Origin of the sequence: Kribbella italica (assembly GCF_014205135.1) — a bacterium.
Taxonomy (GTDB): Bacteria; Actinomycetota; Actinomycetes; order Propionibacteriales; family Kribbellaceae; genus Kribbella; species Kribbella italica.
The window spans coordinates 1,330,661-1,356,210 of record NZ_JACHMY010000001.1 but is presented as its reverse complement, the minus strand read 5'-3'; the positions used below and the strand labels follow the sequence as shown (position 1 = coordinate 1,356,210).

Genomic DNA, 25,550 nt, shown 5'->3' with positions numbered 1-25,550 from the left:
AGACGGTCAGAGCAGGGTCCGCAGGAACTTGTACGCGATGCTCAGCTTCGTCAGCAGGTAGGTCTGCACCACCGCCACGATCAGGTCGCAGATGATCTCGGCCGTGCACGCGCGGTAGGCCTCGGTCCAGGTCTTGTACGGCCGGACCAGCTTGTGCTCCAGCGCGTACATGTCGATCGCGCCGTGCACCGCGCCGTCGTAGGTCGAGATGATCTTGATGTTCCCGCCGCGACACTCGCTGGGGTCCTTCGGGTACGAGATCAGTCCCGTGGGGCTGCGGCACCACATGTAGTAGCTGTGCGGCTCAGGGACCGCGGCAGCGGGCGCCGGAGCGACGGGCTCGGCCGGGTGGGCGGACGCGGTGTTCACCCCCAGCAGCATCAGCAGGCAGCACGCCAGCAGCACACCGATCGATCGTTGCGTTCTCATGATGTTCCTCCTCGTCGTCCGGGCGGAAATCAGTTGACGCACCCGACGCTAACCGTGACCGAGCGTGCACAACAGGTACAACCCATACAATCCACCCCTACAAAAGGAGCCGAGGGCCCCCAAAGTGGGGGCCCTCGGCTCCTGTCGGTGAAGCTACGGGTCAGTCCTCGCCGAGGTACGCCTTGCGGACGTCGTCGTTGACCAGGAGCTCGCGGCCGGTGCCCTGGACGACGATCTTGCCGACCTCCAGGACGTAGCCGTAGTCGGCGCGCTTGAGCGCCGCCTGGGCGTTCTGCTCGACCAGCAGGATCGTGGTGCCCTGCTTCTGCAGCTCGGTGACGGTCGTCATGATCCGCTTCATCATGATCGGCGACAGGCCCATCGACGGCTCGTCGAGCATCAGCAGCTTGGGACGGCTCATCATCGCCCGGCCCATCGCCAGCATCTGCTGCTCACCACCGGAGAACGTCCCGGCCGGCTGCTTGCGCCGCTCCCCCAGGATCGGGAACAGCGCGTACGCCGCCTCGAGGTCGGTCCGGATCGCCGACTGGTCGTTGCGGGTGAACGCGCCGAGCAGCAGGTTCTCCTCGACCGACAGCCGGGGGAAGATCCGCCGGCCCTCGGGCGAGTGCGCCAGCCCCATCGTGACGATGTCGTGGGCCGGTACGTCGTCGATCCGCTGACCCTGGAACAGGATCTCGCCCGCCGTCGGGCGCAGCAGCCCCGAGATCGTCCGCAGCGTGGTCGTCTTGCCGGCGCCGTTGGTGCCGATCAGCGACACCACCTGCCCCTGCTCGACGGAGAAGCTGATCTTCTTCACCGCGACGATCTTGCCGTAGGCAACCTCGAGGTCGCGGACCTCTAGCATCGCGGTCATCGCCCCTCCTCCGGACCGTCCTGCGGCCGTCCGTCGCTCGACTCGTCCTCGTCGTCGTCCTCGCCGGTGCCGATGTAGGCCTCGATCACCCGCGGGTCCGACTGCACCTCACCCGGCAGGCCCTCGATCAGCGTCTCACCGCGGACCAGGCACAGCACCCGGTCGCACAGGTTGAAGATGAACCGCATGTCGTGCTCGATCACGACCACCGACAGGCCCGAGTCCCGGATCTTGAAGATCAGGTCGCTGGCCTGCTTGGTCTCCTGCGGGTTCATACCGGCCGTCGGCTCGTCCAGCAGGATGAGCTTCGGGTCGGTGGCCAGCGCGCGGGCGATCTCGAGCCGCCGCTGGTCGCCGTACGGCATGTTCCGCGCGAGGTGCTCGGTCGACCTGCCGAGCCCGACGAACTCGAGCAGCTCCTGGGCCCGCGCCCGGGTGGCCGCCTCCTCGCGACGGTACTTCGGGCCGTGCAGCACCGACGTCAGCGCACCGGCCGACGTCCGGCAGTACCGGCCCACCATGACGTTCTCCAGCGCGGTCATGTTGGCGAACAGGCGGATGTTCTGGAACGTCCGCGCCATCCCCGCCTTGACCACGGCCCGCGGCTTGGGCGGCAACGGCGTGCCCTCGAACCGGACCTGACCGCTGGTCGGCTTGTACAGCCCGGTCAGGCAGTTGAAGAACGTCGTCTTGCCGGCGCCGTTCGGGCCGATCAGCCCGACGATCTCGCCCTCGCGGACGGTCAGGTTGACGTCGTTGACGGCCAGCAGACCACCGAACCGCATGGTGACCCCGGAGGCCTCCAGCACCGGCCGGCCGGTGCTCGGCGCACTCGGCGCCGGTTCCGTGACGGTCATTTCGCCTCCTCGACGAGTTCTTGCTCGACCGCGACGGCCAGCTCCTCGTCCTCTTCGTGGAACTCCAACTGCCGTCTGCGGCTGGCCACCAGGCCCTCGGGGCGGAACCGCATCATCAGCACCAGCAGCAGACCGAACAGCAGCAGCCGGTACTCCGAGAAGAACCGCAGCTTCTCCGGCAGCAGCTTCAGGATCGTTGCACCGAGCAACACACCGGCGATGGTGCCCATACCGCCGAGCACGATGGCCGCCAGCAGAAACGCCGACTCCAGGAAGACGTACTGGTCGGGACTGACCGCTCCGTCCTGGTGCGCCTTGATCGTGCCGGCCAGACCGGCCAGGAACGCGCCGACCGCGAACGCCAGCAGCTTCAGGCCGAAGACGTTCACGCCCATCGCCTCGGCGGCCTTCTCGTCCTCCCGGATCGCCACCCAGCCCCGCCCGATCCGGCTGTTGTTCAGCCGGGCGAAGACCAGGATGATGCCGCCGATCAGGACCAGCAGCAGGAAGTAGTAGTTCGAGAAGCGCCCGAGATCGATCCCGGCGATGTTGTGCTCGTCGCCGAAGTTGAAGCCACCCACCTGCAGGTCGGGGATGCCCGGGATGCCGTTCGGGCCGTTGGTCAGGTTCGGCCCGTTGTTGCCGTCCAGGTTCGCCATCGCGAGCCGGAAGATCTCACCGAAGCCCAGCGTCACGATCGCCAGGTAGTCGCCGGAGACCCGCAGCGTCGGTGAACCGATGATCAGGCCGAAGGTCGCCGCCACGCAGGCACCGACCAGGACCACGACCAGGAACGGCGGGGTCCAGCCGATCGTCGCGAACGCCGAGTTCGACAGCATCGCCGCGACGTACGCGCCGGAGCCGAGGAACGCGATGTACCCGAGGTCCAGCAGGCCGGCCAGGCCGACCACGATGTTCAGGCCCATGGCGGTGGCCGCGAAGACCAGCACCTGGGTCGCGATCGACATGTTCGCGTCCGAGCCGTTCTGGGTGAACGGGAACAGGAAGGCGACGACGAACGACGACAGTGTCAGCACCTTCTTGTGCCGCTGCGCGGCGTGGCCGACCCACGTCATCGAGCCGGTCCGGAACAGCGCGGCCACGACGGCCGCGATGAACACCAGGCAGAGCACGAAGCCCCAGGCGTCGTCCAGACCCAGCGCGTACGCCGAGACGAACAGCACCGACGCCATCAGGACGGCGATCGCGAGGATCTCCGACCAGCCCGGGAGCTTCGCCTTGCCCATGTCGTGCAGCGTCCGCAGCGGCAGCATCCGGGACGAGACCAGGAGCGCGACCGCACCGACGAAGGAGATCCAGCCGCCGGGGTTGACGTTGATCAGGCCGTCGGACTCGACGGTGATCGCGATCAGCACCAGCAGCATGTAGAGCGTCATCGTGAGGCCCAGCGCCCGCAGGCCCAGGGTCGTGTCGAGCCAGACGTTCAGCCGGCTGAGCGGACCGCGCTCGGCCAGCAGCAGCACCAGCGCGAGCAGGGCGGCGATGATCGCCAGGATCTGCAGCCCGCCGGGGTAGAAGTTGATCGACAGGTCGCCCAGGATCGAACCGTCGTAGCTCCAGGACAGGAAGGAGCCGGCGATCACCAGGACCACACCCGCGAGACCGAGCGGCCAGGCGGCCTTCGACGGCGCCGCCGCCGGTTCCGTCGTACCGGTTGTCGTGTCGACCTGCGTCATGCGCGATCCACCACCCTCGCCCCGAGCAGGCCCTGCGGCCTGAAGACCAGTACCAGAATCAGGATGACGAACGCCCAGACGTCCTTCCAGGTACTCCCACCGAACTGACCGGGGATGTACTGGGTGGCCATCGCCTCGACGACGCCGAGCACCAGACCACCGGCGACCGCACCGTAGATGTTGCCGATCCCACCGAGCACCGCGGCGGTGAACGCCTTCAGACCGGCCAGGAAGCCCATCCGGAACTCGATGTTGTTGTTCTGCAGACCCTGCGAGACACCGGCGACGGCGGCCAGTACGGCGCCGAGCGCGAACGCGACCACGATGATCCGGTCGACGTTGATGCCCATCAGGCGCGCGGTGTCGGGATCCTGCGAGACCGCGAGCATGCCGCGGCCCAGCCGGGTCCGGTTGATGAAGTACCACAGGATCGCGGTGCAGACGATCAGCGCGCCGACGGTGAAGACCGCCGACCGCTGGATCGTCACGCCCCCGAGCTGCAGCGCCGACCCGGTGACCACGTCGATCTGCGGGAACGGGATGCGCTGCTTCGCGCTCGGCCACTCGATCGAGCTGAGGATCTCGCGGTAGACCACCCAGAGGACCTCGAGCAGGACGACGGCCCCGCCGGCCAGCTGTAACGAGGGCGTCAGCAGGAGCTTCGCGCGCTCGGCACCGGACCCGGTCCGGGCCAGCAGCCAGGCGGCGCCCACGCCGACGACCACGCCGGCGATCAGGACGACGGGCGTGAAGGCGTAGCCGGGGTCGACGAGCCGGCGGACCAGGGCCCAGACCAGCAGCGCGACGACACCGGCGGCGATCAACGGCGTCCGGTCGTGCCACTTCGTCACGGGGTGGTTCAGGTTGAGCTTCAGCCCGCGGGTGGCCACGACGTACGCCACCCACACCACGACCGGGGCGATCACGACGAGCGTCCACTGCGGCCGGTCGTACAGGAGCCGGATGAACTCCTGCAGGAACACCGAGATCCCGATCGCGGTGATCAGCGGTGCGAGCCGTGGCGCGTTCCGCAGGGGACGGTACGCGACACGTTCCATCGCCACCGCGGTGGCGGTCGAGGCGATGATCGCCCCGATGATCATCACCGGCAGGATCCAGACGCTGGTCTGCCCGTCGAAGAACAACAAGTACGTCGTCAGGGCGCCGAAGGCGCCGATCATGAAGATCTCGCCGTGCGCGAAGTTGATCAGCTGCACGATGCCGTAGACGACGGTGTACCCGACCGCGATCAGGGCGTACAACGACCCGAGAGTCAGCCCGTTCACGAGCTGCTGGAAGAACTGGTCCACGTCGACCTCCTAACTACCTCTGTGCCGACATGCCACGGGGGTGGGAGAACTTTCGCTCCCACCCCCGGACACGAGGCCGACTAGTTTGCTTCGAAGTCCTTGGTCTCCACGGTCGCCCACTTACCGGCGTCGACCTTGTAGACGGTCAGCACCTTGGAGGTGGTGTCGCCGTACTGGTCGAAGGCGACCTTGCCGGTCACACCTTCGAAGGAGACCTTGCCGAGCGCCTCGACGGTCTTCGGACGGGCCGACTCGACGTCGGTGGCGTCCTTCAGGGACTCCTTCAGGGCGGCGATGAGCGCGTTGGCCGCGTCGTAGGAGTAGCCGCCGTACGCACCGTACGGCTCCGGGTAGTTCCCCGCCTTGTAGTCCTCGACGAACTTCTTCGCCGACGGCAGCGCGTCGGTCGGCGCGCCGACCGAGGTGGCCAGGTCGCTGGTGGAGGTCTTGCCACCGAGCTGGATGTACTTCGGGTCGAAGATGCCGTCGCCGCCCATCAGCGGGACGTTCAGACCGGCCGCCTTCATCTGCTGCGACAGCGGCCCGGCCTGCGGGTACTCACCGCCGTAGTAGACCGCCTGCGGGGCGGACGGCTTGATCGCCGAGACGACGGCGGAGAAGTTGCTCTCGTCGGCGGTGATCGTCTCGGCCGAGGTGACCTGACCGCCGAGCTTCTTGAACTCCTCGGTGAAGGTGCCGACCAGACCCTGGCCGTACGCCTTCTTGTCGTGGATCGTCGCGACCTTGGTGATCTTCGCGGTGTTGTACAGGTAGCGCGCCGCGAACGGACCCTGGACGGCGTCCGTGGTGCAGGTGCGGAAGTACGTCGGGTACGGCCGCTTCGGGCTCTTCTGCCAGTCCGCACCCTGGGTCAGGGCGGGGCCGGTGTTGGCCGGCGAGACCTGGGCGATGTTCTTCGGCGCGAGCACCGGCTGAACCTGCAGGCTCGTGCTGGTGTTCAGGGTGCCGACGACACCGATCACGTCCTTGTCACCGGCGAGCGCGGTGGCCGCGTTCTTGGCCGGGTCCGTCTTGCCCTCGTCGTCCTTGGCCGAGACCTCGAACTTCCAGCCCGGAACGGCGCCGGAGTCGTTGGCCTGCTTCACGGCCAGCTCGACCGAGTGCTGGATACCCAGACCAAGCGCCGACAGGTCGCCCGACAGCGGCGCGATCACGCCGATCTTGGCCGTCTTGGTCGCGTCGCCGGAGCCCCCGCCACCGTTGTCGTCACTGCGTGAACCGCAGGCAGTCAGGGCCAACGACGCAACGATCAGCGACGCGCCGACCCGTACTACGGAACGCTGGTGCACTGTTCCTCCCATGTCTGGATAGCCCGAGTGGATCCCCGGACCCCCGCGATTCCCGCGAGCACCCGCAGGTTAGACCCCGCTGAGCAGTCAAGGCGAACGTGACCCAGCGTGTGTTGTGAGGTCGTTACAGCTGTAAGCACCATCCTGATCGGTCGCCACTGGCTTTGCTCAGCACGGTCACTGACTGTGGCGGCGGGACGCACTCAGAGCCACATTGACAACCAATGCGTGCCAGGGGTATTCGGTCCGCTTTTACGCTGTGTGACGGCCGTCTCGTTCCTCGGACGCACGACGGCTCCCGCCACGCCCGAACGGGTGGCGAGAGCCGGCATTTCGTGCCATCTTGCGGGGCTCTGTCGGTGGCGAAAGCTGCCTGGAGACCCCTGGTGCGTCGGCTAGGAGCCGGCCTCGTCGACGACGAGCTCGGCGACCTGGCGCATCGAGACGCGCTTGTCCATCGCGGTCTTCTGGATCCAGCGGAACGAGTCCGGCTCGGACAGCCCGAACTTGGTCTGCAGCACCGACTTGGCCCGGTCGACCAGCTTGCGGGTCTCCAGTCGCTCCGACAGGTCGGCGACCTCCCGCTCCAGCTCTGCGAGCTCGACGTACCGGCTGGCCGCGATCTCGATCGCCGGCAGCAGGTCGGCCTTGGAGAACGGCTTCACCAGGTACGCCATCGCGCCGGCGTCGCGGGCCCGCTCGACCAGCTCCCGCTGCGAGAACGCCGTCAGCATCAGCACCGGCGCGATCCGCTCCCCCGCGATCTTCTCCGCCGCACTGAGCCCGTCCAGCTTCGGCATCTTCACGTCCAGGATCACCAGATCCGGCCGATGCTCGACCGCCAGCCGAATCGCCTCCTCCCCGTCCCCGGCCTGCCCGACGACGTCGTACCCCTCCTCAGCCAGCATCTCCGCCAGGTCCATCCGAATCAGGGCTTCGTCCTCAGCGATCACCACACGCTTAGCAGTCACACCCGACACCTTATCGAGCCCACCTCCCGGCAGCCTGACAAGCAAGCCGATCCGGACACGGCGGCTCAGCACAGCATGTACGCCGATGCACCGGCCGGTGCCTCCCGTACGCTAGGATCTTCCGCGCAAAGCCCTGGTACTCCAACGGCAGAGAGAGCGCACTCAAACTGCGTACAGTGTGGGTTCGAATCCCACCCAGGGCACCAGAAACCTCGCCAGAACTGTCGGTCCTCGCTGCGAGACTCTTCCCGTGTACGACGCCCGCACGCGACAGTCCGCGCTGGACTCACTTGCTGCTGGTGAGACTCTGAGTTCGGTCAGCCGCCGGTTTTCTGTGAGCCGCAGTGCGATCCGTGCCTGGCGGGACAATCCGCTGCCTGCGGTCGATCCCACTGCATGTCCTCGCTGCACTGGCTCCGCGCTTGCGGCCGGCGAGTACTCGCAATCGCTTGGTCTCTATCTGGGTGACGGCTGCCTGTCCGAACACAGGAGAGCCGTCCATGCCCTCCGGATCACGTGTGACGAGGCCTACCCGAACCTCATCACCGAGGCCGCGGAGATCGTCGCCGCAATGAACCCAGGCCGGCCGGTCCATCGAGTTCAGGCACCCGGCTGCACTCACCTGGTGTCGTACTGGAAGCACTGGCCATGCCTGTTCCCTCAGCACGGTCCCGGGCGCAAACACCTCCGGCCGATCGTCCTCGCCGCCTGGCAACAAGAAATAGTTGCCCAGCGCCCTGAACCGTTCCTCCGCGGATTGTTTCTCTCCGACGGCTGCCGGGTTGCGAACTGGACAACCAACCGAGCCAACGGCGAGGCCCGTGGCGAATGCCCCGCTCCAACGCCCTCTCAGTAGCCCGCCGAGAAGCCGTAGCCGCACTCGACCGCATCGTCGGCCCCAAGACCTGACGGCTCCGCCGCCGATCACCCGACCGCCGACAGCGACCACAGCTCCATGTTCTTATCTGTTCTTCAAAGCACTGCGGCCGGTCAGTTGACCGGCCGCAGCAACCACTTGCTCTGTTCCTACTCCCGGTACGCCGGGGCCGCGCCCGAGATGGCGTCGCCCATGCGGTGGACTCGGAGGGCGTTGGTGGAGCCGGGGATGCTGGGGGGGCTGCCGGCGACGATGACGACCAGGTCGCCCTTCTGGAGTTTGCCGAGTTCCAGCAGGCGCTGGTCGACCTGGCGGACCATCTCGTCGGTGTGGTCGACCGTGGGGACGATGTGGGTCTCGATGCCCCAGACGACACTGAGCCACGCACTGACCGACGGGACGGGCGTGAACGCCAGGACCGAGATCTCGGTGCGGTAGCGGGCCAGGCGGAGTGCGGTGTCGCCGGACTGGGTGAAGGCGACCAGGTACTTCGCATCCAGCGCTTCCGCGACGTCCGCGGCGGCCTTGGCGATCACGCCGCCCTTGGTGCGGGGTTCCCAGTCGATCTCGGCGACGCGGCCGAGGCCGTGGTCCTCGGTGGACTCCACGATCCGGGCCATCGTCTTGACGGTCTCGATCGGGAACCGGCCGACGCTGGTCTCGCCGGACAGCATCACCGCGTCGGCGCCGTCGAGCACCGCGTTGGCGACGTCGGAGGCCTCGGCGCGGGTCGGGCGCGGGGCGGAGATCATCGACTCCAGCATCTGGGTGGCGACGATCACCGGCTTCGCGTTCAGCCGGGCCTGGTCGATGATCAGCTTCTGGACCAGCGGGACCTCCTCCAGCGGGAGTTCCACGCCGAGGTCGCCGCGGGCGACCATGAAGCCGTCGAAGGCCTCGATGATCTCGTCCAGGTTGGCGACCGCCTGCGGCTTCTCGATCTTGGCGACCACCGGGATCCGGTGACCTTCCTCGTCCATGATCTTGTGCACGATCTGGATGTCGGAGGCCCGCTGGACGAACGACATCGCGATCATGTCGGCCGGCAGGTGCAGGGCCCAGCGCAGGTCCTCGACGTCCTTCTCCGACATCGCCGGCACGCTCACCGTGGCACCGGGCAGGTTGATGCCCTTGTTGTTCGACACCGGCCCGCCGACGGTGACCCGGCAGATCACGTCGGTCCCGGTCACCTCCTCGGCGACCAGCGCGATCCGGCCGTCGTCGATCAGCAGCTGGTCACCGGGGCTGACGTCGCCGGGCAGGCCGTCGTACGTCGTACCGCAGATGGTGACGTCACCGGGGACCTCACGGGTGGTGATGGTGAAGCGCTCGCCGTAGGTCAGCGTGACCTTGCCTTCGGCGAACTCCGCCAGCCGGATCTTCGGGCCCTGCAGGTCGACGAGGATGCCGACGTTTTTGCCGGTCTCCTCCGCTGCAGCGCGAATCCGGTGGTAGATGCGCTCATGCTCGGCGTGGGCGCCGTGGCTCAGGTTCAGCCGAGCGACGTCCATACCTGCTTGGACAAGTTCCAGGATGCGCTCCGGGGCGGCCGTAGCCGGGCCGAGCGTACAAACGATCTTTGCGCGACGCACGTCACAAAACCCTACTCCTACAAGACCACTGGCCCGCTGGTCCGCCCCCGTTACCGGCCGGTCAACATCACGTGACGAGCGCGAGAACGCCTGACCGGGCAGCAGAACTCAGGCCGGCAACGGCCGGTACGTGCCGACCGTCACCTCGCCGGTCAGCTCGGCCGTGACGGTCTGCAGGCCGGTCGGCTGCCCGTCGGCGTACGTGATCAGCGTGACCTCACCCGGCCGCCGCAGCGTGTAGCCCAGGGCGAACGCGTACGCCGCTCCGCCGGTCGTGCCGTTCGTGTACGTCGTGACCGAGCGCCCCTCGACGGTCTTCGTGTCCGGCCCGACCTGCCGGTGCAGATGCCCGGACACCAGCAGCGAGGCGCATCCGCGCGCGGCGGTCTCCTGGTACGACGCGGGGTCGTGCACCACCATCGTCGAGATCGGTTCGTCCTCGGCCTGGCCGCAGGCGACCTCGGCGAGCCGGGTCGACTGCTCGCTGGTGGTCTCGTCGCCCGGGGTGTCGGCGCTGCCGAGCCCGGTCCGGGTCGGGTCGCTGTCGCCGAGGAAGCGGATCCCCTCGACCTCGACCGGTTTGCTGTCGAGCACGGTGAACTTGTTCCGCCGCATGGCGTCCTCGACGAAGCCGCCGGAGTCGTGGTTGCCGGCCACGGCGACGACCTTCAGGTCCTTGAAGTGCTGCGCCAGCGAGTTGATGCTGAACGCCTCCCACGACTGCCCCGACGACGTGTCGTCGCCGGCGTCGATCAGGATCTTCGCCCCGGCCACCTTCGCGACCTCGGCGGCGAACGGGTCCATCCCGATGTTGTCGTGCCGGTCCGAGACCAGCAGCGCGACGGTCTCGCCCTCGCCGGCGGGCCTGATCCGCCCGCCGACCCGGCTGACCCGGTCCCGCAGCTTCCCGTAGAACTCGGTCGACCGCTCGTACGTCTCGAACGCCGTACGGATGACGCCCACTCCCCCGTCGGTGGAGAACCCGGACGCCACCTCGACGGTCTTCAGCCGGTCGTCGAACGACACCTCCGGCAGCAGCTCCCCCAGCGGCCGCCAGGACGTCGGCGGCGCCTGCTCCTGGCGCATCTGCCCGGGCCCGATCACCGACGCGACCGTCACCAGCAGAGCCACCAGTACGACGACCGCCCGGTGCTGCACGCGCCGCTCACCGCGGTGCACCAGCCCGAACAGCTCGCGCCGCCGCTTCGGCCCGAGCATCGCCCACACGGTCGTCACGAGGACCGTGACCAGCAACCCGGACCCGGCCCCGGCGACCGCGTTGTCGACGGCCATCTGCTGCACGACCTCGCGGATCCGCGCGATCTCACCGTCGGGCTGGGACGCGATCAGCGCGTCGCGTTGCAGCAGGTCGTTGAGGTTGGACGCGTCGGTCTCCTGGACGTCGAGGTTGACGCCCAGCCCGAGCGGGAGGTTCATGTCCAGCCGCAGCCGCGGCAGGACCGCGCCGAGGTCGAGGGTCGCGTGCGAGTCGAAGGTCGGCGAGACCTGCGCGGTGTGCGCGCCGATGGTGACCCGCTCGGAGTCGTTGGCGAACCCGAGCAGCCCGACCACGACCGAGACGACGAACCAGAGCACGACCAGCAAGGCCCACGGCACCGTCTTGCGGAGCCGCGCGCGGGTCAGGAGTCGTCGAGGCACGACCACCAACTTATGGGTCCGGGTCAAACCCTCGTTCGACCGGGCGCGGCGTTTCGGTGAATGCGGCGCCCGGTCAGCACGAGAGTCAGACCACCAACGGCCGGGCCGTCGGTGGGATCGGCGTCGGCAGCGTCGACGACCCGGTCAGGAACGCGTCCACGCCGTTGGCGCAGGAGCGTCCCTCGGCGATCGCCCAGACGATCAGCGACTGGCCGCGGCCGGCGTCACCGCAGGCGAACACGCCGTCGACCGAGGTCTGGTACGCCTTGTCGCGCTTGACGTTGCCGCGCTCGTCGAGCTCGACGTCGAGCTGCTCGAGGAAGCCCTCCTTCTCCGGACCGAGGAAGCCCATCGCCAGCAGCACCAGCTGCGCGGGGATGGTCCGCTCGCTGCCTTCGACCGGCGTGAACTTCCCGTTCACCAGCTCGACCTCGACCAGGTCCAGCCCGGCGACCCGACCGTTGTCGTCGGCCACGAAGTTGTTCGTCGACACGGCGTACACCCGCTCGCCGCCCTCCTCGTGCGCGGAGGCGACCCGGTAGATCATCGGGTACGTCGGCCACGGGTGCGCGTCGGGCCGCTCGTCCGACGGGCGCGGCATGATCTCCAGCTGGGTCACGCTGCGCGCGCCCTGGCGGTGCGCCGTCCCGAGGCAGTCCGCTCCGGTGTCACCACCACCGATGATCACGACATCCTTGTCGGTGGCAACGATCTGGTCCTCGACCGTCTCACCGAGTGCGACCCGGTTGGACTGCGGCAGGTACTCCATCGCCTGGTGGATGCCGCCGAACTCGCGGCCGGGCACCGGCAGGTCGCGGGCCGCGGTCGCGCCGGTGGCGATCACCACGGCGTCGTACCGCTGCTTGAGCTGGGTCCCGGTGACGTCCTTGCCGACGTTGACGCCGGAACGGAAGACCGTGCCCTCCTCCTTCATCTGCTGGATCCGGCGCTCGACCTGGGCCTTCTCCATCTTGAACTCGGGGATGCCGAAGCGGAGCAGCCCGCCCGGCGCCGAGGCCCGCTCGTACACCGCGACGGTGTGACCGGCCCGGGTCAGCTGCTGCGCGACGGCCAGGCCGGCCGGGCCGGAGCCGACGACCGCGATCGTCTTGCCGGTCAGCCACTCCGGCGGCTGGGGGCGGACGTCGCTGGCCTCCCAGGCCTTGTCGATGATCGCGACCTCGACGTTCTTGATCGTCACCGGCTCCTGGTTGATGCCGAGCACGCAGGCCGGCTCGCAGGGCGCCGGGCAGAGCCGGCCGGTGAACTCCGGGAAGTTGTTGGTCGCGTGCAGCCGCTCGATCGCCCCGGTCCAGTCGTCACGCCAGACCAGGTCGTTCCACTCCGGGATCAGGTTGCCCAACGGGCAGCCGGAGTGGCAGAACGGAATCCCGCAGTCCATGCACCGGCCGGCCTGCTTGCCGATGATCGGCAGCAGCGCCTTGCCGGGTCCGCCCGGGTAGACCTCGTTCCAGTCCTGGACCCGCTCGGCGACCGGGCGGCGCTCGGCCACCTCCCGCTGCGTGGTCAGGAACCCCTTCGGGTCAGCCATCAGATGGCCTCCATCATCGCTCGCGTGGTGGCGTCCTCGTCCAGCCCGTCGCGCTCGGCGGCCGCCTTGGCCGCCAGCACCCGGGCGTAGTCGCGGGGCATCACCGTGGTGAACCTGGTCTCGGCGGCGGTCCAGTCCGCGAGCAGCTTGGCCGCCCGCTCCGAACCGGTCTCCTCGTGGTGACGGCGGACCAGGTCCTGCAACAGGTCGGACTCGTCCGAGGTGAGCGGGAGCAGATCGACCAGCTCCGGGTTCACCAGGGAACGATCCAGGTCGAGCACGTGGGCCACGCCGCCCGACATGCCCGCCGCGAAGTTCCGGCCGGTGGCGCCGATCACGACGACCCGCCCACCGGTCATGTACTCGCAGGCGTGGTCGCCGACCGCCTCGACCACGGCGGTGGCGCCGGAGTTGCGGACGCAGAACCGTTGCCCCGCGCCACCGCTGATGAACAGCTCGCCGGACGTCGCGCCGTACGCGATGACGTTGCCGGCGATGATCTGGTCGGCCGCGTCGAACCGCGCGTCGCGGTCCGGGCGGATCACGACCCGGCCACCGGACAGGCCCTTGCCGACGTAGTCGTTGGCGTCGCCCTCCAGCCGCAGCGTCACGCCCTTCGGTACGAACGCCGCGAACGAGTTGCCGGCCGACCCGGTGAAGGTCAGGTCGACGGTGCCGTCCGGCAGGCCGGCCGCGCGGTACTTCTTGGTGATCTCGTGGCCGAGCATCGTGCCGACCGTGCGGTTGACGTTCCGGATCGGGAGCTGGGCCCGGACCGGTTCGCCGTTCTCGATCGCCGGCGCGCAGATCCGGATCAGCTCGTTGTCGAGCGCCTTGTCCAGGCCGTGGTCCTGCAGCACGGTCTGGTGCAGCGACGCACCCTCCGGTACGGCGGGCACGTGCAGGATCGGCGACAGGTCGAGCCCGTCGGCCTTCCAGTGGTCGACCGCGCGCTTGATGTCCAGCACCTCGGCGTGGCCGATCGCCTCGTCCAGGGTCCGGAAGCCGAGCTCGGCCAGGTACTCGCGGACCTCCTCGGCGATGAACTCGAAGAAGTTCACCACGAACTCCGGCTTGCCGGCGTACCGCTCGCGCAGGACCGGGTTCTGCGTCGCGACGCCGACCGGGCAGGTGTCCAGGTGGCAGACACGCATCATGATGCAGCCCGAGACGACCAGCGGCGCAGTCGCGAAACCGAACTCCTCCGCACCGAGCAGCGCCGCGACCACGACGTCCCGGCCGGTCTTCAGCTGGCCGTCGGTCTGCACGACGATGCGGTCGCGCAAACCGTTCAGCAGCAGGGTCTGCTGGGTCTCGGCCAGGCCGAGCTCCCAAGGACCACCGGCGTGCTTGAGCGACGTCAGCGGAGCCGCGCCGGTCCCACCGTCGTGCCCGGAGATCAGTACGACGTCCGCGTGCGCCTTGCTGACCCCGGCCGCGATCGTGCCGACCCCGACCTCCGAGACCAGCTTCACGTGCACCCGTGCGGACGGGTTCGCGTTCTTCAGGTCGTGGATCAGCTGGGCCAGGTCCTCGATCGAGTAGATGTCGTGGTGCGGCGGCGGCGAGATCAGGCCGACGCCGGGCGTCGAGTGCCTGGTGCCGGCGACCCACGGGTACACCTTGTGGCCGGGCAGCTGACCGCCCTCGCCGGGCTTCGCGCCCTGCGCCATCTTGATCTGGATGTCGTCGGAGTTGGTCAGGTACTCCGCGGTCACGCCGAACCGGCCGGACGCGACCTGCTTGATCGAGCTGCGCAGCTCCGGGTCGTGCAGGCGGTTGGAGTCCTCGCCGCCCTCACCGGTGTTCGACTTGCCGCCGAGGCGGTTCATCGCGATCGCCAGCGTGGTGTGCGCCTCGGCGCTGATCGAGCCGTAGCTCATCGCGCCGGTGCTGAACCGCCGGACGATCTCCGCCACCGGCTCGACCTCGTCGATGCTGATCGGCTCGCGACCGGAATCGAAGCCGAAGAGCCCGCGCAGCGTCATCAGCCGCTCGGACTGCTCGTCGACGCGGCTCGTGTACTGCTTGAAGATGTCGTACCGGCCGGTCCGCGTCGAGTGCTGCAGCCGGAACACGGTCTCGGGGTCGAACAGGTGCGGCTCGCCTTCGCGCCGCCACTGGTACTCGCCACCGATCTCGAGCTTGCGGTGCGCCGGCAGGATCCCGCTGGCCGGGTAGGCCCGCAGGTGCCGTCGGCGGACCTCCTCGGCGACGACGTCCAGGCCGATGCCGCCGAGCTTGCTCGACGTACCGGTGAAGTAGGCGTCGACCAGGTCCGGGGACAGCCCGGTCGCCTCGAAGATCTGCGCACCCGTGTACGACGCGACGGTGCTGACGCCCATCTTGGACATCACCTTCAGCACGCCCTTGCCGAGCGACTTCACCACGTTGCGGACCGCCTGCTCGGGGTCGACCCCCGGCAGGTAGGTGCCGCGCCGGGCGAGGTCCTCGGCGGACTCCAGCGCCAGGTACGGGTTGACCGCGGCCGCGCCGTACCCCATCAGGGTCGCGACGTGGTGCACCTCGCGGACGTCACCGGCCTCGACGACCAGACCGACCTGGGTGCGGGTCTTCTCCCGGACCAGGTGGTGGTGCACCGCGGAGGTGAGCAGCAGCGACGGGATCGGCGCCTTCTCGGCGTTGGAGTGCCGGTCGGACAGGACCAGGATCCGGGCCCCTTCGGCGATCGCCGCGGACGCTTCGGCGCAGATCTCGTCCAGCCGGGTCTTCAGCGCCTCGCCGCCGCCCTCGACGTCGTACACGCCGCGCAGGACCATCGTCGCCAGGCCCGGCATGTCGCCGTCCAGGTTGATGTGGCGCAGCTTGGCCAGCTCGTCGTTGGTGATCACCGGGAACGGCAGCACCACCTGACGGCAGGACGCCGGGCCGGGGTCGAGCAGGTTGGACTCCGGGCCGAGACTCGACGACAGCGAGGTCACCAATTCCTCGCGGATCGCGTCCAGCGGCGGGTTCGTCACCTGGGCGAACAGCTGCACGAAGTAGTCGAACAGCAGCCGCGGCCGGTCGCTCAGGACGGCGATCGGGGTGTCGGTGCCCATCGAGCCGATCGGCTCCGCGCCGGTCCTGGCCATCGGGGTGAGCAGGACCCGCAGCTCTTCCTCCGTGTACCCGAAGACCTGCTGGCGGCGCGTCACCGACGCGTGGCTGTGGACGACGTGCTCGCGCTCGTGCAGGTCCTCGAAGCGGATCAGGCCGGCGTGCAGCCACTCGTCGTACGGGCTCTCGTCGGCCAGCGCGGACTTCACCTCGTTGTCGGTGACGATCCGGTGGGCGTCGACGTCGACGAGGAAGATCTTGCCGGGCTCGAGCCGGCCCTTCTGGACCACGGTCGCCGGGTCGATGTCGAGCACGCCGGCCTCGGACGCGAGGACGACGAGACCGTCGTCGGTGACCCAGTACCGCGAGGGGCGCAGGCCGTTGCGGTCGAGCACCGCGCCGACCTTGGTGCCGTCGGAGAACACGACACTCGCGGGGCCGTCCCAAGGCTCCATCAGGGTCGAGTGGAACTCGTAGAACGCGCGGCGCTTGGTGTCCATCGTGGCGGCGTTCTCCCACGCCTCCGGGATCATCATCAGCATCGCGTGCGGCAGCGACCGGCCGCCCAGGTGCAGCAGCTCGAGCACCTCGTCGAAGGACGCGGAGTCGGAGGCGCCCGGCGTACAGATCGGGTACAGCTGCTCCAGGTCGCCCGGGATCAGGTCGCTCGCGAGCAGGGCCTCGCGGGCGCGCATCCAGTTCCGGTTGCCCTGGACGGTGTTGATCTCACCGTTGTGGGCGATGTACCGGTACGGGTGGGCCAGCGGCCAGGACGGGAACGTGTTGGTGGAGAACCGGCTGTGCACGACGCCGATCGCCGAGGCGAGGTCGGGGTCGGTCAGTTCGGGGAAGAACTTGTCCAGCTGGTCGGTGGTCAGCATCCCCTTGTAGGTGATGGTCCGCCCCGACAGCGACGGGAAGTACGTCGCGGTCTCGCGCTCGGCGCGCTTGCGCAGCCGGAAGGCCATCCGCTCCAGGGCCAGGCCGAGCACGCGGCCGGCCTTCGACGCGACGAACAGCTGCCGGAACACGGGCATCACCGAACGGGCGGTGGAGCCGAGCAGGTCGGGCGTCGTCGGGACGTCGCGCCAGCCGAGGACGACCAGGTTCTCCTCGTCGGCGAGCTCCTCGATCCGGGCCACCGCCTTGGCGGCGTCGTCCGGGTCCTGCGGCAGGAACGCGATCCCGGTCGCGTACGCGCGCAGCCCGGGCAGGTCGAAGTCGCACACCTTGCGGTAGTACGCGTCCGGGACCTGGATCAGGATGCCGGCGCCGTCGCCGGAGTCGGGCTCGGCGCCCGAGGCGCCGCGATGCTCGAGGTTGCGCAGGGCGGTCAAAGCCTTGGCCACGATGTCGTGGCTCGGTTCACCGGTGAGAGTGGCGACGAAGGCGACACCGCACGCGTCGTGCTCGTGCTTGCCGTCGTACAAACCCTCGCTCGGGTATGGGGGGCGACCAAACATTCAGGGCTCCCGTCGTCCTACGGTCAACAACTGGCCGCGGGACAACACTGGCCCAAGCCGGGAGTCCCGAGACTACCTCAAGACGCCCGACTGGTGGACAGCCGTTTCACGGCCGGGCGCCCTTTCACTGTTGAGTGTCACGCCCTGTAAGCAAGCGCTCACTCCGTCGCTCTATCTTCGCAGGTGGGACCGCCCTCCGACCACCCGAAACCAGGTGAACATCCGGCGCGTTCTGACTCATGGTGGTGTCCATGCATCTTTCCTGGACCCCGCTCACGCTCGGCACCGGCCGGCACAACGGCGGAGTCTGGCGTACGCCGGAGGGTGCGGTCGTCAAACGCCTCGTCCGCGGCACCGAGCAGCCCCGCCACCACGCGTACTGGCGCCGCCAGGCCCTGGTGGCCGAGTCCGGCCTCGTACGGCGTACGCCGGGCCTGAGAGCGCCGGAGACGCTCCGGGTGGAAGAGGATGCCGAGGGCATCACGCTCTGGATGGACTGGGTGGAACCGGCTGGTCCGCGCTCGGCGAGGCCGGCCTGAGCGATTCGTTGCTCAAGGCACCCAACCGGTTGTGGACCCGGCGGGAGGCCGCGCTGGCCGAGCTCGCGGCGTTGCCGCGGGTCCCGGCGCACGGGGACCTGTTGCTGGCGTCGACCCTGTCGTTGGACAAACTGGTCGACGCCTTCGGCGATCCCGCCGTACGACGGGGCGCCGTACTGGTTGCCGCGTTCACCGCGGCGTCGCGGGCGGCGTGGTCGCTTGGTCAGCCGGAGCCCGGTGAGCATGTACGGCGGTTGGTGGAGCTGGAGCAGGTCGTCTACCTCGCCTGCGACCAGGCGTCGTGGAACGCGGTGTAGCTCGGGCAGCCGACGTGCAGCACCCACCACGCTTCTCCCCGGAGCCGTGCTCAGGCGTGCGGAGGGGCGCTGGGAGCTGTGAACGGGGCCTTGGACGGTGGTGGGCGTCGGGCTCAGCCGATGCCCGGGCCGACGAGGGTGCCGACGAAGTAGGTGAGGCCGGCGGCCGCTGCGCCGAGGAGGAGTTGGCGGAGGCCGGAGTACCACCAGGAGCGGCTGGTGACGCGGCTGACGACGGCGCCGCAGACGAACAGCGCGGTCAGCGACATGATCAGCGCGGGGACGACGTTGGAGGCGCCGAGCAGGTACGGGAGGAGCGGGATCAGGGCGCCGACGGCGAAGCAGACGAACGACGACGCGGCGGCGACGACCGGGGACGGGAGGTCGTTGGGGTCGAGGCCGAGCTCTTCGCGGACGTGCTCTTCGAGCGCCTGCTCCGGGTTGGCGTGGAACTGCTTGGCGACCTGGTCGGCGAGCTCCGGGGCGAGGCCCTTCGCGCGGTAGGTCTCGGCGAGCTCGAGCTCCTCGTCACCGGGGTGCCGCTGGATCTCCAGCCGTTCGACCTCGATCTCGGCCCGGGCCAGCTCCCGCTGCGACGCCACCGAGGTGTACTCCCCCGCGGCCATCGAGAACGCCCCGGCCGCCAGCCCGGCCAGCCCCGCCAGCACGATGAACTGCGAGCCCGACGAGGTCCCGCCGTCCATCCCGGCGATCAGCGCGAAGTTGCTGACCAGCCCGTCCATCGCCCCGAACACCGCAGGCCGGAGCCACCCACCGGTCACATCCCGATGAGTGTGATCCCCCGAGTGCTCGGCGGAAACAGCAGCAGGAGGCGACGTGCGAGGCACTTCGTCTCCTGCCGGGGTGGTGCTCTTCTCGTCAGTCACGCGACCCGTCAGCGGGTGGCGTGCTGGCCTCGACCTTGGACTGTACGTCGTCAGAGTCCTTCTCCGCCGACTCTTCCGAAGCCGTGTCGTCCGAGGCCTCGGCAGGCTCACCGTTCTCAGGAGCCGGCTCGGCCGTCCGGAGGTCTTCCTTGCCGGGGTGCCGGCGGGCGCTGACGACGAAGAAGATCACCGCGGCGACGAAGACGATCAGCGACGTCCACACGTTCAGGCGCAGGCCCAGGACGTGGTCCGCGGTGTCGATGCGGAGGTTCTCGATCCAGGCGCGGCCGACGGTGTAGCCGGCGACGTACAGGGCGAAGGCGCGGCCGTGGCCCAGCTTGAAGCGGCGGTCGGCGGCGATGATCAGGGCGACGACGCCGAGGTTCCACAAGGCTTCGTACAGGAACGTCGGGTGGAAGGTCGCGAACTGCTCGAAGCCGGCCACCCGGTGCTGCGGGTCGATCTCCAGGCCGAACCAGTGCATGGTCGGCCGCCCGTACAGCTCCTGGTTCCAGTAGTTGCCGAAGCGGCCCAGGACCTGCGCCAGCGCGATCCCGGGCGCCATCGCGTCGGCGACCGCGAGGAACGGCACCTTGTGCCGGCGGCAGGCGATCCACGCGCCGAGGGCACCGAAGGCGATCGCGCCCCAGATGCCGAGCCCGCCGTGCCAGATCTTCAGCGCCTCGACCGGGTCGCCGTCCGTGCCGAAGTACCGGTTCCAGTCGGTGAGGACGTGGTAGATCCGCGCGCCGACCAGACCGAACGGAACCGCCCACATGATGATGTCGGCGAGCACCTCGGCCGAGCCGCCGCGGGCGACCCAGCGCCGCCGGCCGACCCAGTAGCCGACGAAGATGCCGGCCAGGATGCAGAGCGCGTACGCACGCAGCGGCAGACCGAAGAGGTGCCAGACACCCTGGCTGGGACTGGGGATGAAGGCCGGCACGATCACGGCGGTCAGCTGACTAGACATGGCAAGGACGAACGCTACTCGACCCTCCCCACCGCGACCACCAACCCGCGGTCACGATGGGGACTCGGAGTGCGACGGATCAGCCCTTCGCCTCGTTGACGGCGGCGGTGATGCCTTCCGGCGTCAGCGCGTCGGCCGGCAGTTGCTTGTCGTTCACGAAGACGGTCGGCGTGCCCTCGACCTTGCGGGTGGTGGCCGCCTGGCCGACCGACTCCAGCCAGCCGCCGTAGGTGTTGCCCTTGACCCCGGCCTCGAACTTGCCGTCGTCGACCTTCAGCTGCTTGCCCAGCTCGATCAGCTGGTCCTCGGTCCACGACTTCGCGAAGTCGGCGTACAGCTCGTCGGCGTAGCTGCGGGCCTTGCCCTCGGCAGCCGCGGCCGCGAAGGCGTTCGCCAGCCGCGGCGAGTTGTCCGGGTTGACGAACATCAACGGCCAGTACGTCAGGGTGACCGTGCCGTCGTCGACGAGCTTGTTGATCGCCTCGCCGGCCTCGTCCTCGAAGTCCTTGCAGTGCGGGCAGCGGAAGTCCAGGTAGAGGTCGATGTTGACCTTGGCACCCGCCTGCCCGACCTTGACGCCCTGACCTGTGGTCCCGGGACCGGTGATCACGGTCGGCTCCGGTCCGCCGCTCGAGCTGACCTCGACGCCGGAGTTGCTGCGCCAGTACTGGACACCTACGCCCGCGCCGAGCGCCAGCAGCAGGACGACCACGACGACGATGCCGGGCCCGATCCGGCGTTTCTTGCTCTGCAGCAGCGGGTTCACCGGGGTTTTGCTCTTGCTCACGACGCCGTGGCTCCTGTCGGTCCGTGGGGATCTGATTCGAGGGCGAACTTGCTGAGCGGGCGGACGAACAGCCAGCCCGCGAGGACCAGCAGACCGGTGTCGCGCAGGATCTCCTGCAGGTACCTGGTCTGACCGGCCGCGACCGCACCGCCGCCGCCGAAGCAGCCGCAGTCGATCGAGAGGCCGCGGGCCCAGGCGGACGAGACCGCGGCGATGAACACCACCATGAACACCCCGGCGGCCACTCCGGCCGGCCGGGTCCCGAAACCGACGATCAGCAGCAGGCCGATCGCCATCTCGAGGAACGGCAGACCCCACCCCACCGGGGTCACCAGCGCTTCGGGCAGCAACGCGTAGGCCCGGACGGCCTGCGCGGCCATCGCCGGGTCGGCGACCTTGAGCGCGCCGGCCACCAGCATCACGACGCCCAGCGTCAGCCGGGCCGCCGTCGACACCCAGGGCAACCAGGCCCGCGGGCTCACCGGTTGTCCTCCACCAGCTTGCCGAAGTCGTGCGCCATGTCACCGATCGCGGCGTTGTCGAGCCACAGCACGGTGGCCTTCTCGTCCTTGCCGAAACCGAGTACCTGGGCCCCGTGGCCGACCTCGTACCCGCCGGAGGGAAGCTTCTTCATCCCCTCGACCGGGACGCCGACGGCCTGCGCGATGTCCTTGATCGAGGTCAGCGACCCGGTCAGGCCGACGAACGACGGGTCGAACCGGTCCAGGTACTTGCGGATCACCGGGCCGGTGTCGCGGGCCGGGTCCGTGGTGACGAACAGCATCTGGACGTTGTCCCGGACCGGGTCGTCGAGCTTGGTCAGCGCGGAGGCGACGTCGGCCATCACCGTCGAGCAGACGTCCGGGCAGTTGGTGTAGCCGAAGAAGACCAGGGTGACCGGCTTCTTGGTCGACGTCCGCAGGTTGAACTCGTTGCCCGCGGTGTCGGTGAGTGACTTGGCCGGCAGCGCGTACGGCCGGTCCAGCACCGCGCCGCGCAGCCCGTTGGGGTCGCCCGATGCGGTGCGGATCACCGCCCCGCCCGGATTGTCGGCCTCCTGCTTCTGCCCGCTGCTGCACCCGGCGAGGGCGAGCAGAGTCACCGCGGCGAAGAATACGGCCGCGTTCCTGGTTCGACTCACGGGCGTACTAACGAGCGGCGGGAGCCGTGGGTTCCCGCCGGACGCCGTCGGCCAGACTTTCGGTCAGTTCCCGGACGCCGGCCGGCCCGCCCGCCGTCAGCGCCTTCACCAGCGCCGACCCGACGATCACAGCGTCCGCGTACGTCGCGACCTCGGCCGCCTGGTCGCCGTTGGACACGCCGAGCCCGACGCCGACCGGAATCCCCGTGGTCGCCTTCGTCCGGGCCACCAGCGGCGCGGCCAGGTCCGAGGCCTGGTCGCGGGTCCCGGTGACACCCATCACGGCCGTCGCGTAGACGAAGCCGCGGCAGTTCGCCGTGGTCATCGCGATCCGCGCGTCGGTCGACGACGGCGAGACCAGGAACACCTTGTCCAGCTCGTGCTTGTCGGCCGCGGCGACCCACTCGGCGCCCTCGTCGGGGATCAGGTCGGGCGTGATCAGCCCCGCTCCCCCGGCGGCGGCGAAGTCGGCGGCGAACCGGTCGACGCCGTACCGCTCGATCGGGTTCCAGTACGTCATCACCAGCACCGGGACGTCGGAGTACGCCGCGAGCTTCTCGACCGTCGCGAGCACGTCGCGCGTGCGCAGCCCACCGGCCAGCGCCGCCTCGGCGGCGCGCTGGATCGTCACGCCGTCCATCACCGGGTCGCTGTACGGCAGGCCGAGCTCGACCACGTCGACGCCGCCGTCGATCATCGCCTTGACCGCGTCGACGGCCACGTTGATCGTCGGGTAACCGGCCGGGAGGTAGCCGACCAGCCCGGCCCGCCCGGCGTCCTGGGCCTTCCGGATCGCGCGCCCACCGTTGCCCAAGGCAACCGTCTCGTCGCCGCTCATGCCTGGGCGCCCTTCTCGATCAGGCCGAACCACTCGCCGGCCGTGTCCATGTCCTTGTCGCCGCGGCCGGACAGGTTCACCAGCAGCACGGCCTCCGGGCCGAGCTCCTTGGCGATCTCCAGCGTCCCGGCGATCGCGTGCGCCGACTCGATCGCGGGGATGATGCCCTCGGTCCGGGCCAGCAGCTTGAACGCGTCCATCGCGTCCGCGTCGGTCACCGGCCGGTACGACGCCCGCCCGGTCTCCGCGAGCCACGAGTGCTCCGGGCCGACGCCCGGGTAGTCCAGGCCGGCCGAGATCGAGTGCGACTCGATCGTCTGGCCGTCGTCGTCCTGCAGCAGGTAGGACCGGGCGCCGTGCAGTACGCCGATCTGCCCGGCCGTGATGGTCGCGGCGTGCCGGCCGGTCTCGTACCCGTCGCCACCGGCCTCGATCCCGTACAGCTTCACGTCGGTGTCCGGCACGAACGCGGCGAACAGGCCGATCGCGTTCGAACCGCCGCCGACACAGGCGATCGCCGCGTCGGGCAGCCGGCCGAGCAGCTCCAGCGACTGGGCCCGGGCCTCGTCGCCGATGCCGCGGACGAAGTCGCGCACCATCGCGGGGAACGGGTGGCCGCCGGCCGCCGTACCGAGCAGGTAGTGGGTGTCGTCGACGCTGGAGACCCAGTCCCGCAGGGCCTCGTTGATCGCGTCCTTCAGCGTCCGCGAGCCGGTCTTGACCGAGATGACCTCGGCGCCGAGCAGCTTCATCCGGGCCACGTTGAGCGCCTGGCGCTCGGTGTCGACCTCGCCCATGTAGACGACGCACTCGAGGTCCAGGTACGCGCACGCGGTCGCGGTGGCGACGCCGTGCTGACCGGCACCGGTCTCGGCGATCACGCGGGTCTTGCCCATCCGCTTGGTCAGCAGCGCCTGGCCGAGCACGTTGCGGATCTTGTGGGCGCCGGTGTGGTTGAGGTCCTCACGCTTGAGCAGGATCCGGGCGCCGGCGACGGCGGACAGCCGGGTCGCGTCGTACAGGAGGCTCGGGGTGCCGGCGTACTCGCGCAGCATCCGCTCGAACTCGTCGGTGAAGGACTTGTCGGCCATCGCCTCCTGCCACGCCGCCGTCAGCTCGTCCAGCGGGGCGATCAGGGCCTCCGGCATGAACCGGCCGCCGAAGCGGCCGAAGTGCCCGAGCTGGTCGGGGAGCAGCAGTGCAGTCATCTCTCGCCTTCCGACCCCCGTCGGTCGAGGCCCGGAAACGGCCGACGGGCCCGACCGAAGTCGAGCCCGCGGACGATCCGGACCCCTGACGGAGCAGGGGTTCTACGTCTCAGTGACGCTGCTGGATGGCGGGGTGCGATCCGGCAGCGACCAGATCGGCGACCGAGGAGCGGGGATCGCTGCCGGTCACCAGGGTTTCACCGACGAGGACGACATCGGCCCCGGCGCGCGCGAACTCGATTACATCACGCGGGCCGCGGACACCGGACTCCGCCACCCGGACCAGGTTGGCCGGAATGCCGGGCGCGACCCGGGCGAAGGTGTCACGGTCGATCTCGAGGGTCTTCAGGTTGCGGTTGTTCACGCCGATCAGCTGGGCCCCGGCGTCGACGGCGCGCCGGGTCTCCTCCTCGTCGTGCACCTCCACCAGCGGGCACAGGCCGATCGACTGGGCCCGCTCGATCAGCGAGACCAGGGCCTCCTGCTCCAGCGCCGCCACGATCAGCAGCACCATGTCCGCACCGGCCGCGCGGGCCTCCCACAGCTGGTAGGAGGACACCACGAAGTCCTTGCGCAGTACCGGGACGTCGACCCGGCCGCGGACCGCGCGCAGGTCGTCGAGGCTGCCGTTGAAGCGCCGCTTCTCGGTCAGCACCGAGATCGCCGCCGCGCCGCCCTGCTCGTACTCCCCGGCCAGCGCGGCCGGGTCGGTGATCTCGGCCAGCTCGCCCTTGGACGGGCTGGACCGCTTCACCTCGGCGATCACCGCGATCCCGTCGCCGCGGAAGACCGGCATCGGGTCCTTGGCGTCGGGCATCCGCTGGGCCTCGAGCTTGAGGTCGTCCAGGCTGACCGACGCCTGGCGCTCCGCGAGGTCCTCCCGAACCCCGGCGAGGATGTCGTCAAGCACAGTCATGTCGTGGTCCGTCCGTCAGTGGTGGTCGCTGGACTTGGCACCGAAGCCGAGCAACTGCATCACCTTGCCGACCAGTCCGCCGGCCACCGCGATCGCGGCGGAGATCCAGAACAGCACCCAGTTCGGTCCCATCACCATGGCGATGGCGCCGAGGGTGAACCCGACCAGCACGATCACCACGGCGGTCCAGGCCGCCGGCGTGCTGCCGTGCAGGCCGCCCGCGTGGGCGTCGTCGTCGCTCTCGTACTTGACCGGTACTTCCGTGCTGGTTTTGTCCGTCACCTGGGCCA

Annotated in this window: 22 protein-coding genes and 1 tRNA gene; 3 read left to right on the top strand and 20 right to left on the bottom strand. The window is 69.4% G+C overall.

Features of this window, described 5'->3' with window-relative positions:
• Positions 1 to 6: 6 nt before the first annotated feature.
• The 7 genes from HDA39_RS06360 to HDA39_RS06330 all read right to left on the bottom strand — a co-directional run bounded on the left by HDA39_RS06360 (position 7) and on the right by HDA39_RS06330 (position 7,460).
• Positions 7 to 429, bottom strand: a complete 423-nt coding sequence (locus HDA39_RS06360) for a hypothetical protein (protein WP_184794309.1) — start codon at positions 427 to 429, stop codon at positions 7 to 9.
• A 160-nt stretch (positions 430 to 589) separates the two neighbouring features.
• Positions 590 to 1,306 carry an ABC transporter ATP-binding protein gene (locus HDA39_RS06355; RefSeq protein ID WP_184794308.1) on the bottom strand — a complete coding sequence of 239 codons (717 nt, stop codon included), beginning with the start codon at positions 1,304 to 1,306 and terminating at the stop codon, positions 590 to 592.
• Positions 1,303 to 2,163: an ABC transporter ATP-binding protein gene (locus HDA39_RS06350; RefSeq protein ID WP_184794307.1), complete on the bottom strand. Its 861-nt coding sequence runs from the start codon at positions 2,161 to 2,163 to the stop codon at positions 1,303 to 1,305. Before HDA39_RS06350 ends, HDA39_RS06355 begins: the two co-directional genes overlap by 4 nt.
• Positions 2,160 to 3,860 (bottom strand): branched-chain amino acid ABC transporter permease, encoded by a 1,701-nt coding sequence (locus HDA39_RS06345; RefSeq protein ID WP_184794306.1) that lies wholly within the window; start codon positions 3,858 to 3,860, stop codon positions 2,160 to 2,162. The genes HDA39_RS06350 and HDA39_RS06345 overlap by 4 nt, the downstream gene beginning before the upstream one ends.
• Positions 3,857 to 5,170 carry a branched-chain amino acid ABC transporter permease gene (locus tag HDA39_RS06340; protein WP_184794305.1) on the bottom strand — a complete coding sequence of 438 codons (1,314 nt, stop codon included), beginning with the start codon at positions 5,168 to 5,170 and terminating at the stop codon, positions 3,857 to 3,859. Before HDA39_RS06340 ends, HDA39_RS06345 begins: the two co-directional genes overlap by 4 nt.
• Positions 5,171 to 5,250: 80 nt before the next feature.
• The gene (locus tag HDA39_RS06335; protein ID WP_184794304.1) at positions 5,251 to 6,480 is read right to left on the bottom strand and encodes an ABC transporter substrate-binding protein; all 1,230 of its coding nucleotides are present in this window, start codon (positions 6,478 to 6,480) and stop codon (positions 5,251 to 5,253) included.
• 395 nt (positions 6,481 to 6,875) lie between these two features.
• Entirely contained in the window at positions 6,876 to 7,460 is a 585-nt protein-coding gene (locus HDA39_RS06330) for an ANTAR domain-containing response regulator (RefSeq protein WP_184794303.1), read from the bottom strand.
• Between the two features lie 121 nt (positions 7,461 to 7,581).
• On the opposite strand from HDA39_RS06330, the gene HDA39_RS06325 reads away from it, so the two are divergent.
• Positions 7,582 to 7,657, top strand: a tRNA-Leu gene (locus HDA39_RS06325).
• Positions 7,658 to 8,477: 820 nt separating this feature from the next.
• On the opposite strand, the gene pyk is transcribed toward HDA39_RS06325, so the two are convergent.
• From pyk to gltB, 4 genes are all read right to left on the bottom strand, one after another.
• The gene (pyk, locus tag HDA39_RS06320; protein ID WP_184794302.1) at positions 8,478 to 9,920 is read right to left on the bottom strand and encodes a pyruvate kinase; all 1,443 of its coding nucleotides are present in this window, start codon (positions 9,918 to 9,920) and stop codon (positions 8,478 to 8,480) included.
• A gap of 108 nt (positions 9,921 to 10,028) precedes the next feature.
• Positions 10,029 to 11,579 (bottom strand): metallophosphoesterase family protein, encoded by a 1,551-nt coding sequence (locus HDA39_RS06315; protein ID WP_184794301.1) that lies wholly within the window; start codon positions 11,577 to 11,579, stop codon positions 10,029 to 10,031.
• Between the two features lie 85 nt (positions 11,580 to 11,664).
• Positions 11,665 to 13,131 carry a glutamate synthase subunit beta gene (locus tag HDA39_RS06310; protein WP_184794300.1) on the bottom strand — a complete coding sequence of 489 codons (1,467 nt, stop codon included), beginning with the start codon at positions 13,129 to 13,131 and terminating at the stop codon, positions 11,665 to 11,667.
• A complete protein-coding gene (gene gltB, locus HDA39_RS06305; protein WP_184794299.1) occupies positions 13,131 to 17,654 on the bottom strand; it encodes a glutamate synthase large subunit in 4,524 nt (1,507 codons plus the stop codon). Before gltB ends, HDA39_RS06310 begins: the two co-directional genes overlap by 1 nt.
• A gap of 251 nt (positions 17,655 to 17,905) precedes the next feature.
• On the opposite strand from gltB, the gene HDA39_RS06300 reads away from it, so the two are divergent.
• Entirely contained in the window at positions 17,906 to 18,193 is a 288-nt protein-coding gene (locus tag HDA39_RS06300; RefSeq protein ID WP_184794298.1) for a hypothetical protein, read from the top strand.
• 8 nt (positions 18,194 to 18,201) lie between these two features.
• Positions 18,202 to 18,510 carry a hypothetical protein gene (locus HDA39_RS06295; protein WP_184794297.1) on the top strand — a complete coding sequence of 103 codons (309 nt, stop codon included), beginning with the start codon at positions 18,202 to 18,204 and terminating at the stop codon, positions 18,508 to 18,510.
• Positions 18,511 to 18,623: 113 nt separating this feature from the next.
• Here the strand turns inward: HDA39_RS06295 and HDA39_RS06290 are convergent, their stop codons facing one another.
• From HDA39_RS06290 to HDA39_RS06250, 9 genes are all read right to left on the bottom strand, one after another.
• On the bottom strand, positions 18,624 to 19,358 hold the full coding sequence (locus tag HDA39_RS06290) for a VIT1/CCC1 transporter family protein (protein WP_184794296.1): 735 nt from the start codon (positions 19,356 to 19,358) through the stop codon (positions 18,624 to 18,626).
• Positions 19,359 to 19,389: 31 nt separating this feature from the next.
• Complete coding sequence (gene lgt, locus HDA39_RS06285; protein ID WP_184794295.1) at positions 19,390 to 20,370, bottom strand: prolipoprotein diacylglyceryl transferase; 981 nt, start codon at positions 20,368 to 20,370, stop codon at positions 19,390 to 19,392.
• A gap of 79 nt (positions 20,371 to 20,449) precedes the next feature.
• Positions 20,450 to 21,157 carry a thioredoxin domain-containing protein gene (locus tag HDA39_RS06280; RefSeq protein ID WP_184794294.1) on the bottom strand — a complete coding sequence of 236 codons (708 nt, stop codon included), beginning with the start codon at positions 21,155 to 21,157 and terminating at the stop codon, positions 20,450 to 20,452.
• Positions 21,154 to 21,639, bottom strand: coding sequence for a MauE/DoxX family redox-associated membrane protein (locus HDA39_RS06275; protein WP_337925646.1), 486 nt, complete (start codon positions 21,637 to 21,639; stop codon positions 21,154 to 21,156). Before HDA39_RS06275 ends, HDA39_RS06280 begins: the two co-directional genes overlap by 4 nt.
• Positions 21,636 to 22,298, bottom strand: coding sequence for an SCO family protein (locus HDA39_RS06270; RefSeq protein ID WP_184794293.1), 663 nt, complete (start codon positions 22,296 to 22,298; stop codon positions 21,636 to 21,638). Before HDA39_RS06270 ends, HDA39_RS06275 begins: the two co-directional genes overlap by 4 nt.
• A 7-nt stretch (positions 22,299 to 22,305) precedes the next feature.
• Positions 22,306 to 23,136 carry a tryptophan synthase subunit alpha gene (gene trpA / locus HDA39_RS06265; RefSeq protein ID WP_184794292.1) on the bottom strand — a complete coding sequence of 277 codons (831 nt, stop codon included), beginning with the start codon at positions 23,134 to 23,136 and terminating at the stop codon, positions 22,306 to 22,308.
• The gene (gene trpB / locus HDA39_RS06260) at positions 23,133 to 24,344 is read right to left on the bottom strand and encodes a tryptophan synthase subunit beta (RefSeq protein WP_184794291.1); all 1,212 of its coding nucleotides are present in this window, start codon (positions 24,342 to 24,344) and stop codon (positions 23,133 to 23,135) included. The genes trpA and trpB overlap by 4 nt, the downstream gene beginning before the upstream one ends.
• A 109-nt stretch (positions 24,345 to 24,453) precedes the next feature.
• Positions 24,454 to 25,260, bottom strand: a complete 807-nt coding sequence (trpC, locus tag HDA39_RS06255; protein WP_184794290.1) for an indole-3-glycerol phosphate synthase TrpC — start codon at positions 25,258 to 25,260, stop codon at positions 24,454 to 24,456.
• A 15-nt stretch (positions 25,261 to 25,275) separates the two neighbouring features.
• Positions 25,276 to 25,542 carry an HGxxPAAW family protein gene (locus tag HDA39_RS06250; protein ID WP_184794289.1) on the bottom strand — a complete coding sequence of 89 codons (267 nt, stop codon included), beginning with the start codon at positions 25,540 to 25,542 and terminating at the stop codon, positions 25,276 to 25,278.
• Positions 25,543 to 25,550 lie beyond the last annotated feature (8 nt).

What these genes read in the sequence shown, in the direction of transcription:
- HDA39_RS06310 (WP_184794300.1), bottom strand. Translation starts at nt 13,131, where the DNA reads ATGGCTGACCCGAAGGGGTTCCTGACCACGCAGCGGGAGGTGGCCGAG.
- trpA (WP_184794292.1), bottom strand. Translation starts at nt 23,136, where the DNA reads ATGAGCGGCGACGAGACGGTTGCCTTGGGCAACGGTGGGCGCGCGATC.
- trpB (WP_184794291.1), bottom strand. Translation starts at nt 24,344, where the DNA reads ATGACTGCACTGCTGCTCCCCGACCAGCTCGGGCACTTCGGCCGCTTC.
- gltB (WP_184794299.1), bottom strand. Translation starts at nt 17,654, where the DNA reads ATGTTTGGTCGCCCCCCATACCCGAGCGAGGGTTTGTACGACGGCAAG.
- HDA39_RS06300 (WP_184794298.1), top strand. Translation starts at nt 17,906, where the DNA reads ATGCATCTTTCCTGGACCCCGCTCACGCTCGGCACCGGCCGGCACAAC.
- lgt (WP_184794295.1), bottom strand. Translation starts at nt 20,370, where the DNA reads ATGTCTAGTCAGCTGACCGCCGTGATCGTGCCGGCCTTCATCCCCAGT.
- HDA39_RS06355 (WP_184794308.1), bottom strand. Translation starts at nt 1,306, where the DNA reads ATGACCGCGATGCTAGAGGTCCGCGACCTCGAGGTTGCCTACGGCAAG.
- trpC (WP_184794290.1), bottom strand. Translation starts at nt 25,260, where the DNA reads ATGACTGTGCTTGACGACATCCTCGCCGGGGTTCGGGAGGACCTCGCG.
- HDA39_RS06350 (WP_184794307.1), bottom strand. Translation starts at nt 2,163, where the DNA reads ATGACCGTCACGGAACCGGCGCCGAGTGCGCCGAGCACCGGCCGGCCG.
- HDA39_RS06360 (WP_184794309.1), bottom strand. Translation starts at nt 429, where the DNA reads ATGAGAACGCAACGATCGATCGGTGTGCTGCTGGCGTGCTGCCTGCTG.
- HDA39_RS06345 (WP_184794306.1), bottom strand. Translation starts at nt 3,860, where the DNA reads ATGACGCAGGTCGACACGACAACCGGTACGACGGAACCGGCGGCGGCG.